Origin of the sequence: Stenotrophomonas sp., assembly GCF_032061965.1 — a bacterium.
Taxonomy (GTDB): Bacteria; Pseudomonadota; Gammaproteobacteria; order Xanthomonadales; family Xanthomonadaceae; genus Stenotrophomonas.
Window position 1 is genome coordinate 1 of sequence record NZ_DAMBEF010000031.1, and the last position, 14054, is coordinate 14054.

The window sequence follows — 14054 nt, forward strand, 5'->3', positions numbered from 1 at the left end:
TCGCCCTTGAGCCGTCATTCCCGCGCAGGCGGGAATCGCTCCTGCCTTGGCCGTTCGCCCTTGAGCCGTCATTCCCGCGCAGGCGGGAATCGCTCCTGCCTTGGCCGTTTGCCTTGAGGCGTCATTCCCGCGCAGGCGGGAATCGCTCCTGCCTTGGCCGCTTGCCCTTGAGTCGTCATTCCCGCCTGCGCGGGAATGACGGCATAGGGGCGAAAGCCAGAGCCAGAGCCAGAGCGATTCCCGCCTGCGCGGGAATGACGGCATAAGGGCCAAAGTCAGAGCCACGTCCAACGCAAACGCCCAAGGCCCAAGGCCCAAGGCCCAAGGCCCAAGGCCACATAGTAAAGGTCCAAGGTCATCGTCGAGGTCCAAGGTCAACGCAAACGCAAAACCAAAACCAAAACCAAAACCAGCGTCACCACCGAAGCGACCGTCAACACAACAAAAAAGGCCCCCGCGTCACCGCAGGGGCCTTCAAGCTCATCAGCCCGAAACTCAGGCTTCCGGACGCATGTACGGGAACAACAGCACATCGCGGATCGAACCACGCCCGGTCAGCAACATCACAAGGCGATCGATACCAATGCCCAGACCGCCCGTCGGCGCCATGCCGTACTCCAAGGCGCGGATGTAGTCCGAGTCGTAATGCATCGCCTCATCATCGCCACCGTCCTTGGCTTCGACCTGCGCCTGGAAGCGCGCCGCCTGGTCTTCCGGGTCGTTCAACTCGGAGAACCCGTTGGCCAGCTCCTTGCCGTTGATGAACAACTCGAAGCGGTCGGTATAGCCCGGCTCGTTATCACTGCCGCGTGCCAAGGGCGACACTTCCACCGGGTGATCGGTGATGAAGGTCGGCTGGATCAAGGTGTGCTCGACCGTTGCCTCAAAGATTTCCAGCAGCAGCTTGCCCCAACCATAGCTCGGCTTGACGCGGATCTTCAGGCGCTCGCAATGACGCAGCAACGCTTCGCGATCGGTGCAATCGGCCACTGAAATCTCAGGGTTGTGGTGACGCACTGCTTCGTCCATGCGCCAGCGACGGAACGCCGGGGCCAGGTCGATCTGCACGCCGTCCCACTCCACCTGGGTGGTGCCAAGCACGCTCTGCGCCACATCGCGGATCACGCCCTCGGTCAGGTCCATCACTTCGTTGTACGTGGCGTAAGCCTCGTACAGCTCCATCATTGTGAATTCTGGGTTGTGGCGGGTGCTAACGCCTTCGTTGCGGAAGTTGCGGTTGATCTCGTACACGCGCTCAAGGCCACCAACGACCAGTCGCTTGAGGTAAAGCTCCGGTGCAACGCGCAGGTACAGGTCCAGGTCCAGCGCGTTGTGATGGGTGGTGAACGGCTTGGCCGTCGCGCCACCGGGGATGTAATGCATCATCGGCGTCTCGACTTCCAGGAAGTCGCGGTTGTCCAGCCACGCGCGCATTGCACGGATGATCTTGGAGCGCTTGATGAAAACCTCGCGCGATTCCGGGGTCACGATCAGGTCGACGTAACGCTGGCGATAGCGCTGCTCGACATCGGCCAGGCCATGCCACTTGTCCGGCAACGGACGCAGCGACTTGGTCAGCAAGCGGATGCTGGTCGCCTTGACCGACAACTCACCGGTCTTGGTACGGGTCAGCCCGCCTTCGACGGCGATGATGTCGCCCACGTCCCAGCCCTTGAACGCGGCATAGACATCGCCCAGCGCGGTCGACTGCAGGAACAACTGGATGCGACCGCTCTCGTCCTGGATCTGGGCGAAGCTGGCCTTGCCCATCACCCGCTTGGCCATCAGGCGACCGGCAAGCTTCACATTACGACCATTGCCTTCCAGTGCCTCGGCGGTCCACGCCTCGGCATCGACGTAATCGGCCTGCAGCTTGCCGGCGAAGTCTTCGCGACGGAAGTCGTTCGGGTAGGCAATACCCTGCCCGCGCAGCGCCGTCAGTTTCGCGCGGCGCTCGGCGATGAGGCTGTTCTCGTCGACGGGGGGCTGCTGCGTTTCAGGGGTCTGTTCGGTCATGGCGTTGAATTCAATTGGGGGAAGAAAAACGGGTGCGGGCCAATCGGCATCCGCACCGTACAACAAGGGAATGGCCCGCACGGGGCCATTCCAGATTACGCATCGCTGCGTTTGGCGCCGGCCTGCAGGCCGGACTTGAGGCTGGCCTCGATGAACTCATCCAGGTCGCCGTCCAGCACCTTCTGCGTGTCAGTACGCTCAACGCCGGTGCGCAGATCCTTGATACGGCTCTGGTCGAGCACGTAGTTGCGGATCTGGCTGCCCCAGCCGATGTCGGACTTGGTCGCTTCCAATGCGTCACGCTCGCTGTTGCGCTTCTGCACTTCCAGCTCGTACAGCTTGGCGGCCAGCATCTTCATCGCGGTGTCGCGGTTCTGGTGCTGGCTGCGGCCGATCTGGCAGGCCACAACGGTATTGGTCGGGATGTGGGTGATACGCACCGCCGACTCGGTCTTGTTGACGTGCTGACCACCGGCACCGGAAGAGCGGTACACGTCGGTGCGCAGGTCGGCCGGGTTGATGTCGATTTCGATGTTGTCATCGACTTCCGGTGACACGAACACCGAGGTGAAGCTGGTGTGGCGGCGGTTGTCCGAGTCGAACGGCGACTTGCGCACCAGCCGGTGCACGCCGATCTCGGTCTTCAGCCAGCCATAGGCGAACTCACCTTCCACGCGGAAGGTCGCCGACTTGATGCCGGCAACGTCGCCGCCGGACACTTCCATCAGCTCGGTCTTCCAGCCACGGGCTTCGCACCAGCGCAGGTACATGCGCAGCATCATTTCTGCCCAATCCTGGGCTTCGGTACCACCGGCACCGGCCTGGATGTCGACGAAGGCGTTGCAGCTGTCCATCTCGCCGGAGAACATGCGCTGGAATTCCAGCTTCTCGATGTGGCTCTGGTGCTTGTCCAGGTCCGCGATCACCGACAGTGCGGTGTCCTCGTCCTGCTCGCTCTCGGCCAGTTCCAACAGCTCGGTGGCGTCGGTCATGCCGTCGAGCACGGCGGCAATGCCGCTGACGGTCTTGTCCAGCATCGAACGTTCCCGGCCCAAGGTCTGGGCGTATTCGGGGTTGTTCCAGATGTCGGGGTTTTCCAGCTCGCGGGTTACTTCTTCAAGACGCTCTTTCTTGGCATCGTAGTCAAAGATACCCCCTGAGCGAGAGCACGCGATCGGTCAGATCGGTGATTCGCTGGCGGATGGGATTCAGTTCAATCATGGTCGGTCTATGAACAGGCAGACAAGAGAGCAATTCTAGCATCCGCCGGGCATTCAGGCTGTTCTCGCAGTATGAACACGGCTTGCCGTTAGAATCGGCGCCGTACCCGCCCGTGCGGGGAACGGATACCCCTCAAACCAATGAAGGACCTACGCTTGAATACTCGCCCTGCCCGCTTGTTTGCAGCCATTTCCATGACTCTGGCTCTCGCCGCCTGCCAAAAGCTCGGCGGCGTCGCCGGCGCCGGCGACAACACCCCCAACCTGGCCGTAGGCGAGACCGTGGCGGGTGAAATCACCTCCAGCAGCCGCCTGAATTACAACGACGGCAGCCGCCACCAGGCCTACAAGATCACCCTGAAGGACGGCGAAGCCGTCTCCCTGGAGCTGGGCGGGTCGCTCAGCGGCCAGATCGCGGTGTTCGATGGCCAGACCATGCTGGCCCACGCCAGCAGCTCCAATTCCGACGGCGAAGGCGAGGCTTCCCCCAATGCGGTCAGCCTGGCCTTCCGTGCCCCGAAGGACGGCAGCTACGTGGTCGCGGTGAACAGCGCCAGCTCCGACAGCTTCGGCCCGTTCAAGCTCAAGAGCGCCAAGGTGGTGCCGTACGACGGCAAGCCGCTGGGCGCCGAAAGCCAGGCCATCGACTGGCTGATGGGTGAAAAGCAGGAATACAAGCTGAAGGTCGACAAGGCCGGCCTGTACTCCATCACCATGGAGTCGAGCGCGTTCGACGCCTTCCTGCGCCTGAACGGCCGCAATGTCGAGCTGGAAGACGACGACAACGGCGGCAACCTCAATGCCCGCATCCGCACCTACCTGGAACCGGGCGAGTACACCATCGGCGCCTCGTCGGTGAACAACAACACCGGCTCGTTCAAGCTGAGCGTCGCCCTGACCCCGACCCCGAATGGCCTGGTCAATCGCGACGGTACGGCCCTGACCATTGGTCAAACCGCCCAGTCGATGATGGACTCGCGCGGCCGTCGCACCTTCGTGCTGAACCTGGATGCGCCCAAGCAGGTGCAGTTCGATGCGATCGCTGATGGCTTCGACTCGGTGCTGCACGTTACCGGCCCGGGCACCGATGCCGAGGACGATGACGGCGGCAACGGCACCAATGCCCGCCTCAACCTGTCGCTACGCGCTGGCCGCTACATCGTGGCGGTGACCAGCCTGGGCAGCCAGCAGGGTGTGTTCGAGCTGGAAACCACCGACATGGATGGCGACGGCACCAGCCCGGACAGCAACCACAAGGACGCTGCCGAGGAGGCCACTGCCGCGGCTGCCGAAGCTGTCGCCGCGCCTACCGACTCGACCAACTGATTGACCTTGGCCGGCCTGCCTCGGCGGCAGGCCGGTTTACCGCGTCCACCTGCATCCCCCGATAGGGGTGGACGTTCACGCCGCACCCTGGTTCCACCACTTAAGGAGTTGAAGTGAAGCGACTTGCAGCAGGACTGCTGTCCCTTGCCATTGCCGCCGCCGTGCATGCCCCCGCGCATGCCGCCCCGGCTGCCCGCCCGCTTGCCATGAACGGCGAGACCTCGGGCGAAATCACCTCGTCCACCCCGATCAACCACAGCGATGGCACCCGCAGCGCGCTGTTCTCGCTGCAGTTGGCCGCCGGCCAGGCGGTCAGCCTGACCCTGGAAGGCCCGCTCAAGGGCTCGCTGGCGGTGTTCACCCGCGACACCCTGGTCAGCCGCACCGAATCCGACGGCGACAGCGAAGGCTCCACCACGCTGAGCATCCGCGCCGAAAAGGCCGGCCAGTACACCGTCGCCGTCAGCGGCGCCGATGCGCGCGCCTTCGGTCCGTTCCAGCTGTCGGTCGAGCCGATCGTGGCCTATGACGGCAAGCCGCTGGTCGCTGGCCGCCGTGTCACCGACTGGCTGCGCCAGGAAAGCAAGGAATACACGCTGGAAGTGGACAAGGCCGGCCTCTACACGCTTACCATGGACTCCAGCGAGATCGACTCGCGCCTGGAACTGAGCGGCAACGGCATCAACATGGAAGACGATGACGGCGGCAACCAGCTCAATGCCCGCCTGGTCGCACCGCTGCAGCCTGGCCGCTATACCATCACCGCCAACGCGGTGAACGAAGCCTCGGGCGCGTTCTACCTCGGCGTTGAACGTACCGACTTCCCGGAAGGGCTGGTCTTCGAAGACGGCACCGCTCTGCCGCCCGACGGCAAGGCCAGCGGTTTCATCAACGCCGATGACACCCGCAGCTTCACGCTCAACCTGCCCGAGCGCCGCCGCGTGCAGCTCGACGCCAGCAGCCGCGACCTCGATACCTTGTTGACCCTGAAGGGTGCCGACATCGTGCTCAGCGACGACGACGGTGGCGGCAACGTCAACTCGCGTCTGACGCAGGTGCTGGAAGCCGGTGAGTACACGGTTTCGGTCCGTTCGGTGAACGGTCGTGGCGGCGTGTTCCAGCTGTCCAGCGCAACCTCGGCTGCAGCTGAGGGCCCGTCGCGCCAGGAGCTGAAGTTGAGCCGTGAAGTGCAGGGCCAACTGCGCCCCGGCAACCGCGACCTGTACACGCTGGAAATCCCGCGCAAGGGCAACTACGTCATCACCATGGTTGGCGCCAATGGCCTGGACGGCATGCTGACCTTGATGCGCGACGGCGAGGAAGTCGCACAGCAGGACGACGGCGACGACAGCCTCGACCCGACCCTGGAAGTGGAACTGGAAGCCGGCCGCTACGTGCTGCTGGCGCACAGCTTCGATTCCAGCGCTACCGGTGGCTACCGCCTGCTGGCACGTCGCAAGTAAGCACAACCGCAGCATGCAGACGGGGCCGGCAATGCCGGCCCCGTTTGTTTCCAGTATCGCCTCAGCGCACCTCGAACTCGCCGACCAGCACGGTATCGGTGGCGTCCTGCAAACGCATGGTCACGGCCTTGTCCTGCTGCGCTGGCGTGCCCCAATGCGTACTCAAACGCAGCATCAAGGTCGCCGCCCCGGTGACCAGTTGCTGGCGACTGCCAAAGTAGTTCGCTTCCACCTTGTAGGTGCCGGGCTTGGCATCGCGCAACGAGAACTGCTCCGGCCCATAGCCGCCGGTGAAATCCTGCGACATCTCTCCACCCTGGTAGGTCAGCCGATTGCCGTAGTAGGCACGTTCGCCGTTGGGATCTGTTACCCACAAGTCCATGTCGCTGTTGTCACTGTCCCAGGCCAGCACCACCCGCAGGTCCAGCGGCATGCCCTTGCGCAGGCGTGGATCGACAACCTGCATGTCCAGCGCCGGGCCAGCGCGACTGGACAGGTTGGTCAACTCGTCCAGGGCAATCAGGGCGACGCCTTCGAAACGGTCGTCCCATTCCCGCGCCACCACCTGGTAGAGCGGATCGACGGCTTCCTGCGCACGCCCTGCCGCCTCCAAGGCCAGGCCCAGGTCGCGGAAGCTCTGCGGCTCATCCTCGGCCATCGCCAACACCTGTTGGAACACCGGCACAGCCAGCTCCGGTGCCTTGGCCTGCATCAGGCGATAGCCCAACACGCGCAACAGATGGCGATTGTCCAGGTCCATTTCTGCGAGGTTGGACAACACACGCAGCGCCAAGTCACGCTGGTCCTGTGCCAACAGCATGTCTGCCACATCCAGATAGAAAGCGCTGCTGTCTGCATTGGCAGCGCGCTCAGCCAGGTAGCGGGCATAGAGCGACGCCGCAGGTCCCTTGCGCAGGCGCTGCGCCACCGCTGAATCCGGCTCCCATGCAGCCAACCGGATCTCCACTGACCCCTCGTTCGCCAGCTCGGCAGCGGCATCAGCAGCGACTGCGATGCTGTCCAGCGAGTTCGCCTCGGCAGCAACCGGTGCCAGTGCCGCTGCCGGCGCTGGAACTGGCGAAGGCATGGCCGGCCCGAGGGATGCCGCGCTATCGGCTGCTGCCTGCCTGCGCAGGCGCAGGCCTGATTTCTCCTCCGGCGCAGACAATGCCGGCGCGTTCTTCGGCCAGGACTTTGCCCACCATTGGGCCCGTTCCTGCCACTGCGCGGCGACCGCATCGAGGTGTTCGCGGCGTGCAACCGACCTGTCCTGGAGCAAGCGGGCGTAGCGCTGGTCATACTCGGCGCGCAGCGGGGCCGGCGGACGGATCGCATAGCGCAGATAGTCTTCAATGCTGTCCAGCACGATCAGCGATGTCCCCTCGCCGACCAGGCCAAAACGCTGCGACAACAGCTGCATCGCCTCGCGGTTGCGATTGGGTTCCTGCGCCAACTGTTGCAGTCGTGCCTGCGCCCACAAGCCCGACAGCAGGCCAGCATCGACAGTCCGATCCGACGTCCGCAACTGCTGCCAACGCTGGCCGTTGATACGCACCTGCATCGCCTGCTCGGCGCTGTCGGCGCGGGCGTATATCCAGACCCAGCCCTGCCCGGCACTCCGCTGGTCAACCACGACGTCATGCAGACCCTGGGTATCAGCAACCTCCACCCGCACCGGCGTCGCCAGCAGCTCCTGCAATTCGGCTTGGGGCTGGTCACCCAGCAGCACCAAGCGACCACCGTTGGCCTCGCTCCACGCACGCAACCGCGTGCTGTCGGTATGCGCACCCGCGCTGCTGACGGCGAACAGGCGCTGGTTACCGGCCAACAATGGCAGGGCATCGCCGCCCCAATTGGACAGGCCATCGCTCAGCAACAGGTACTCGCCAATCGCCGGGTCGGGGCGCCACCCGGCAAGATTGCTGGCACCGTCCAATGGTTCCTGCTCCAGCACGCGGCGCAGGCTGCTCCAGTCGCCGTTGCGGATGGCAAACCGGCGTACCGGCGACGCACGATCGCGCAGCACGGTGAGTGCCACGTTGCCATCTCCCAGGGCAGCAAAATAGCGGTCCAGCAGGGCGAACTCGCGCTTGCGATTACGCTGGTTGGCCGAACCCGAGGCATCCCACAGCAAACCAACCTGTTCCGGCAGCGTCCGTGGCGCAGCCGCCGCCACCGGCAACTGCGCCATCAGATAATGCTGGCCGTCCCACTTGGCCATCTGCATTCCGGCGCTGCCCTGCATCGCCAATTGCCACTGCAGTTGGGCCGGAAGCTGTGCGCCCCGCCCCTGCCAGGACAACCCCTGCCCGCTGAACCGGAATGGCGCTGCACCGCCGCGCACCGATTCCGGGGCATGCAGTTCCAACACCACGTTCTGCGCACCGGCGGCAAACTGCAGCGGCAAGCGCCATTGCCAGTTGCCGGCAACGACCGGCAACGCCTCGCGGACTGTCAGACGCACGCGCCGGCTGCCATCGGCGGGCAAGGGGTAGATGCGCAGGCGGAACTGGTTGCCTGCGGTCTGCTCAAGCAGGCCCGGATCCACGTTGTCCCGGGTGATGGCCTCGAACACCTCGCGGCCACGTTCTTTCGGCACCGGCACGGCATCCCGCAACTGCCCATCGATATCCAACGCAAACCCCGTCAGCTGCTGCCCGTCGGCAAGCGGAAACTGCAGCTCGCCTTCAAGCACGCGCCGGTTGGGATTGTGGAACTCCAGCTCGATCATGGTCTGTGCGATGCCGGCCTGGACCTCGCCGGTGATACGCGCGCTGCGCAGGCCAATGGGCTGTTCGGCCTCTGCCGCCGCGATCAATACCGGCGCCGGGCCTGCTATCACTGCCGGCGACTGCCGCTGGGCCGATGCTGGCCACGCCAGCACGACAACCATCCCCACTGCCATCCATCGCTGCCACTGAAAGCCTGCCATAGCACTGCTCCGTCCAAGGGTCGGGGAGATGAACGGCCAAGGGCAGGAAACGGGGTTGAAGGTACCGAACCGGAAGCCACCCGTCCCTTGGTCGCGCACGGATCGTAGCGGCAATCGAGGCCGTGGACCTGCTCAGGTATCGGCCACGCGGTCCTGGCGATCACCCAGCGCCTGCCGTACCTGGGCCAGATAGCGGCGGCTGCAGGGCACGGCCTGGCCGTCGTCCATGTGCAGCAGCGCCTCGCCGCCCTCCAACGGTTCGATCGACACCAGGTGACGCTGGTTCAACAGCCAACTGCGATGGCTGCGAATGAAGCAGGCCGGGTCCAACCGCTGCTCCAGTGCCGCCATCGTGCTGCGCAACGGGTAATCGTGGCCGCGCACCCGCAGGTTGACGTAGTTTCCCGCTGCCTGGGCCCACTCGATATCGGCGGTGGCGATCAGGAAGTCACGCCCCAGCTTGCGCACCAGCAAACGTTCGGGGCGGTCGATCGGCTCCACCGGTGGTCCTTCGTCCGGCGCCGCCAGCAACTGGACTTCGCCCTGGATGCGCCGCAGCAGGAAACGGTAGCCGTCGATGCACAGCAGGATGATGGCCAACGTGCGGACATCCTTGAGGTACTCGTAGAGGAACTCACGCTGCCAATCGCCGAAATCGTAGGAATGGCCCAGCAGCCGATAGACAAGCACGCGCAGGCCGACCATCAACAGCACGTGCAGCAGCGACAAGGGCACGCTTGCCAACAGATAGCCCGGCAGTCGCCTGCGCCAGTTGTCCATGTGCAATGGCCAGCGTCGGCTCAACCAGACCACCAGCGGCACCAGCAGCCCTATCCACACCAGTCCACTGGAGAACTCCCACACCCATGGCTCCCAGCGATACATGCCCGGGTCGCTATTGCGATTAGCGTCCATCCAGGTGGTGAGGGCATTGCCGCTGCAGTTGACCGTGACCACGACCAGCCAGAACACGATCTCGGCGCTGCGCCGCCATGGCCGGAAGCGTTCCAGCACGTCACGGGAAGTTGATTCACTCATCCGCGCAGTGTAGGCCAAGCCTCGCTCAGCACCTGCCCAACCGGTCCCACGATGGCCTCCATTCGTCCCAAACTGCCCACCAGCCGTCACTTTGGCAGCCAGGCCTGCACTATCGATGGCCCAATGCCGACCATCAAAGCACGTCTTAAGGCAATCGCATGACCCGCCGTAACGATCTGGATTGGCTGCGCGTAATCGCATTCGCCCTGTTGGTGGTCTACCACGTGGGCATGTACTACGTGAGCTGGGACTGGCATGTAAAAAGCCCTGCCGCCAGCATCGCCCCCGAGCCGTTCATGCTGCTTACCGGTCCTTGGCGGATGTCGCTGCTCTTCCTTATTTCAGGCGTGGCCACTGCCTACATGCTGAAGACACGCGCGGACGGACTGATGCGACGACGCTCGCGGCAACTGCTGTGGCCGCTACTGTTCGGCATGCTGATCGTTGTCCCGCCGCAGGCCTACTACCAGGTGGTCGAACAGCTGCCGGGCGGCTACACGGAATCGTATTGGGCCTTCTACGGAAAGTACCTGAGCGCCTACAACGGGTTCTGTGATGCCGATGGCTGCCTGCGCCTGCCCACCTGGAACCATTTGTGGTTCCTGCCCTACCTGTGGTGCTACACCGCGCTGGCCTGGTTGTTGTGGCGACTGCTGCCCGCCGCGGCCCTGGGAGGTCTGCGTGCGGCCGTCGGCGATGCGTTGACTGGCTGGCGTGCGCTGTGGCTACCGGTGCTACTGCTGGCGCTGGCGCGGCTCCTGCTGGTCACCCGCTTCGAGCAAAGCCATGCCCTGGTCGATGACTGGTACAACCATGCACAGTACGGCAGTGTTTTCCTGATCGGCTTCCTGGCCGCATTCAGCACTGCATTCTGGGAATCCCTTCAGCGGCTGCGCTGGCCTGCCCTGCTGGCGGCCGCTGGCTGCTATGCCGTGATGATCTACAGCTGGTACTTCGCCGGCTACAACGACAACAACCCGCCACCGCTGAGCCTGCGCCTGTGGCTGCGCGGGGCGTGGGCGGTCGACCAGTGGTGCGCAATCGCCGCCCTGCTCGGCTTCGCCTACCGCTGGCGCGATGCCGACAGCCCGCTGCTGCGCTACCTGACGCTGGCGGTGTTTCCTCTCTACATCCTGCACCAGACCGTCATCGTGGTGCTCGCCCATCAACTCAAGCCCTTGCACATTCCGCCGGGCAGGGAGGCGGCATTGCTGATCGTGGCGACGTTCGCCCTGTGCCTGGGCGCCTATGAACTGATAAAGCGCAGCGCCTTGCTGCGGCCCCTGTTCGGCTTGCGGCCACGATCAGCGGGTACTGACGCCGGCCGGGGTACTGACAGTGCACGCAGCGACAGCGTCTATCTCGACCGATGATGCGGTTGCCGAGGCTGTGGTGGCATGACGGCTTACGCCGCTCCTACCGGGCCGCTGTGCTCCACGATCAACTGGATCGCCTGGCCGCCGCGATAGTCATCGCCCACCAGGCGGTAGGCAAGATGCAGCTGCGGCTCTGGCGCAGTACCGGTCCAACCGCTGAAATGGATGGCATTGATGCGGCCGCGCCCCCCCGGAGGCCGAACCACCAGCTTCAGGTGCCGGTCCTTGAGCACGCGCCACTCAACCACGTCGAAAACGCCATCGAACAGTGGCTCGGCAAAACCCTGCCCCCAGGGGCCTGCAAGACGCAGTGCTTCGGCATGCTGGAAATCGAGCTCGCTCGCGTGCAGTTCACCATCGCTGAGCAACTGCTGCTGCAGCAGGGCCGGGTCCAGACTGGCTTGCACCTGGGCGGCGAATACGGCCTTGAATGTGTCCAGCTGTGCCAACGGCAAGCTCAGCCCTGCCGCCATGGCATGGCCACCGAACTTTTCCATCAGGCCAGGATGGCTGGCATTGATGGCGGCCAGCGCGTCGCGTATGTGAAAGCCGCTGATCGACCGCGCCGAGCCGCGCAGGGCATCGCCACCAGGCTCTGACGGCGCAAATGCGATCACCGGACGATGCAGGCGGTCCTTCATCTTCGATGCCACCAGCCCCACCACCCCGGGGTGCCATTCCGGATCAAACAGGCAGGCCGCTACCGGCCGCTGCATCGCGTCGTCCAGCAATGCCCGCGCCACCGCGTGCTCGGCGTCCTCGGTCATCTGCTGCTGTACGGCGCGACGCTCGGTGTTGATCTCTTCCAGCATCGTGGCGATCTCGCGCGCCTGCGCCGCGCTCTCGGTCAGGAGCAACTCGATCCCCAGCGCCATGTCTTCCAGTCGCCCCGCCGCGTTGAGGCGCGGGCCAACCGCATAGCCGATATCACTGGCGCTGAGTCGCGCGGCATCGCGGCCGCTGGCTTCGATCAGGGCGCGCAGACCGACGCAGGCCTTGCCCGCGCGGATACGGCGCAGGCCGGCAGACACCAATGCGCGGTTGTTCTCATCCAGTGCAACCAGGTCGGCCACGGTGCCCACCGCGACCAGATCCAGCAAGGTCAGCAGGTCCGGTTCGGGCTGAGCAGCGAACACGCCCTGCTCACGCAGGTGGCGCCGCAGCGCCATCAGCACGTAGAAGATCACCCCGACGCCTGCCAGCGCCTTGCTCGGGAATGCATCGCCCTCCACGTTCGGATCGACGATGGCATCGGCAGGCGGCAGCACTTCACCGGGCAGATGGTGGTCGGTAACCAGGACCTGCCAGCCCAAAGCCTTGGCCGCCCGCACGCCAGCATGGCAGGCAATGCCATGATCCACAGTGACCAGCAGATCAGGCTTGAAGGCTTCCAGCTCCGCTACCAGCGAAGGCGACAAACCATAGCCATGCACCATGCGGTTGGGCACGGCATGCACCACGTCCTTGGCACCGAGCAGCCGCAGGCCACGCACACCAACTGCGCAGGCGGTGGCGCCATCGCAGTCGAAATCACCAACGATGAGGATGCGTTTGTCGCCGGCGATCGCATCAGCCAGCAATTGCACCGCCTGCCGCATGCCGCCCAGCAGCTCCGGCGCATGCAACTGCGCCAGGCGGGGTTGTGCCTGCTCTGCCGTCATGGCTCCGCGCGCAGCGTAGATGCGGCGCAGCAGCGGCAAGGTGTCGTCACCCCACTGCCCTTCGGCGGCCAGGCTGCGACGGACGATCTTCATGGCCTCAGTCATCGACCAGCGTGCCTTGCGGCTTCTTCCAGATCTGCCAGCGCTGCCCACGCCGGATGCGATAGCCGGTGCCATCCTCGAAATCGAGCTGCAATTCGGCCAGCTCTCCGCGGCGTATGGCTTCCAGCAGCGGGGTGATGGCATCGCGGGTCAGCTGCTCCAGTGAACGCAGCTGGCGCAGGTCAACCAGCGCGTCGACCGTCTGCTCGCCACCGATGCGAACACCGGCAAGCGTCGCCAGCCCCTGCAGCAGGGCATCGCGGCTACGCACCTGCGCGTGCACGGTGCTGACCGATTCGGGCAAACGGCCCGGGCCCCAGAACCACAGCGAATTGACCGCTCGCTTGCCGGCGGCTACGCGTTGTTCGTTCCAGGGGTGCTGGTGCAACACGACCTGGGCTTCAGTCAGCAGGCCACGCCATTGCCGCCCGTTGTCGCCGTCGGGCAGATGCGAGAACAGGTCATCACCCAGCACCGCTTCCGGCTCGGCGAACTGCGGCAGCGGTGTATCCACGGGCAGCCGCAGGTACCAACGTGCCGGCGTCGGCGCGTCCAACTGGTAGCCGAAACCCGCGAACAAGGGTTGCAGCGCGGGCAGCAGGGCATCCACATCGTCCTGCTCCAGCCGCAGCGTTTCGGCCGATGCCATCAACCGCGCGCCCTGCATGTCCGGGACGATGCTGGCCGGGTCGGCACGCAGCCAGAACCCCTCGGCGGCATCGCCGGCATCGGTCTGCCGGGTCAAGGCGGCCGCCGACCAGTCGGCCGGCTGCACGTTGAAATGGCGACGCAGCTGCGCCGCTTCACCGGCCGTGCCGAGCGAGCGCTCGGCGCGGCCCAGTGCCGTGGCCACCTGCGCCGGCAGGTTGCCGGCGGCGAAGCGGCTGCGCGCGGGCAGCAGCAGTGTGGCCTTGGCCATC

9 protein-coding genes are annotated in these 14054 nt (G+C 64.9%); 3 read left to right on the forward strand and 6 right to left on the reverse strand.

The genetic code is table 11. The annotated features are described in order from the left end of the window. Positions 1-495 precede the first annotated feature (495 nt). Together lysS and prfB are read right to left on the reverse strand one after the other, a co-directional pair. Positions 496-2016, reverse strand: coding sequence for a lysine--tRNA ligase (lysS, locus tag RT460_RS14735; RefSeq protein WP_313319692.1), 1521 nt, complete (start codon positions 2014-2016; stop codon positions 496-498). A 95-nt stretch (positions 2017-2111) separates the two neighbouring features. Further along, a protein-coding gene (gene prfB / locus RT460_RS14740) for a peptide chain release factor 2 (RefSeq protein ID WP_313319694.1) occupies positions 2112-3237 on the reverse strand; the annotation gives its coding sequence in 2 pieces (ribosomal slippage) (positions 2112-3161 and positions 3163-3237; 1125 coding nt in all). 194 nt (positions 3238-3431) lie between these two features. On the opposite strand from prfB, the gene RT460_RS14745 reads away from it, so the two are divergent. Then, positions 3432-4562: an ABC transporter substrate-binding protein gene (locus RT460_RS14745; protein WP_313319696.1), complete on the forward strand. Its 1131-nt coding sequence runs from the start codon at positions 3432-3434 to the stop codon at positions 4560-4562. A gap of 113 nt (positions 4563-4675) precedes the next feature. Then, entirely contained in the window at positions 4676-6025 is a 1350-nt protein-coding gene (locus RT460_RS14750; RefSeq protein ID WP_313319698.1) for an ABC transporter substrate-binding protein, read from the forward strand. 61 nt (positions 6026-6086) lie between these two features. Here RT460_RS14750 and RT460_RS14755 read toward each other — a convergent pair whose 3' ends face one another. Together RT460_RS14755 and RT460_RS14760 are read right to left on the reverse strand one after the other, a co-directional pair. After that, entirely contained in the window at positions 6087-8930 is a 2844-nt protein-coding gene (locus RT460_RS14755; RefSeq protein WP_313319699.1) for a VIT domain-containing protein, read from the reverse strand. Positions 8931-9089: 159 nt separating this feature from the next. Next, on the reverse strand, positions 9090-9995 hold the full coding sequence (locus tag RT460_RS14760) for a LytTR family DNA-binding domain-containing protein (RefSeq protein ID WP_313319701.1): 906 nt from the start codon (positions 9993-9995) through the stop codon (positions 9090-9092). A gap of 158 nt (positions 9996-10153) precedes the next feature. On the opposite strand from RT460_RS14760, the gene RT460_RS14765 reads away from it, so the two are divergent. Further along, the gene (locus RT460_RS14765) at positions 10154-11368 is read left to right on the forward strand and encodes an acyltransferase (RefSeq protein WP_313319703.1); all 1215 of its coding nucleotides are present in this window, start codon (positions 10154-10156) and stop codon (positions 11366-11368) included. A 32-nt stretch (positions 11369-11400) separates the two neighbouring features. Here the strand turns inward: RT460_RS14765 and recJ are convergent, their stop codons facing one another. Together recJ and RT460_RS14775 are read right to left on the reverse strand one after the other, a co-directional pair. Beyond that, positions 11401-13137 (reverse strand): single-stranded-DNA-specific exonuclease RecJ, encoded by a 1737-nt coding sequence (gene recJ / locus RT460_RS14770; RefSeq protein ID WP_313319705.1) that lies wholly within the window; start codon positions 13135-13137, stop codon positions 11401-11403. Beyond that, a complete protein-coding gene (locus tag RT460_RS14775) occupies positions 13130-14053 on the reverse strand; it encodes a phosphoglycerate mutase (protein ID WP_313319707.1) in 924 nt (307 codons plus the stop codon). Before RT460_RS14775 ends, recJ begins: the two co-directional genes overlap by 8 nt. Position 14054 lies beyond the last annotated feature (1 nt).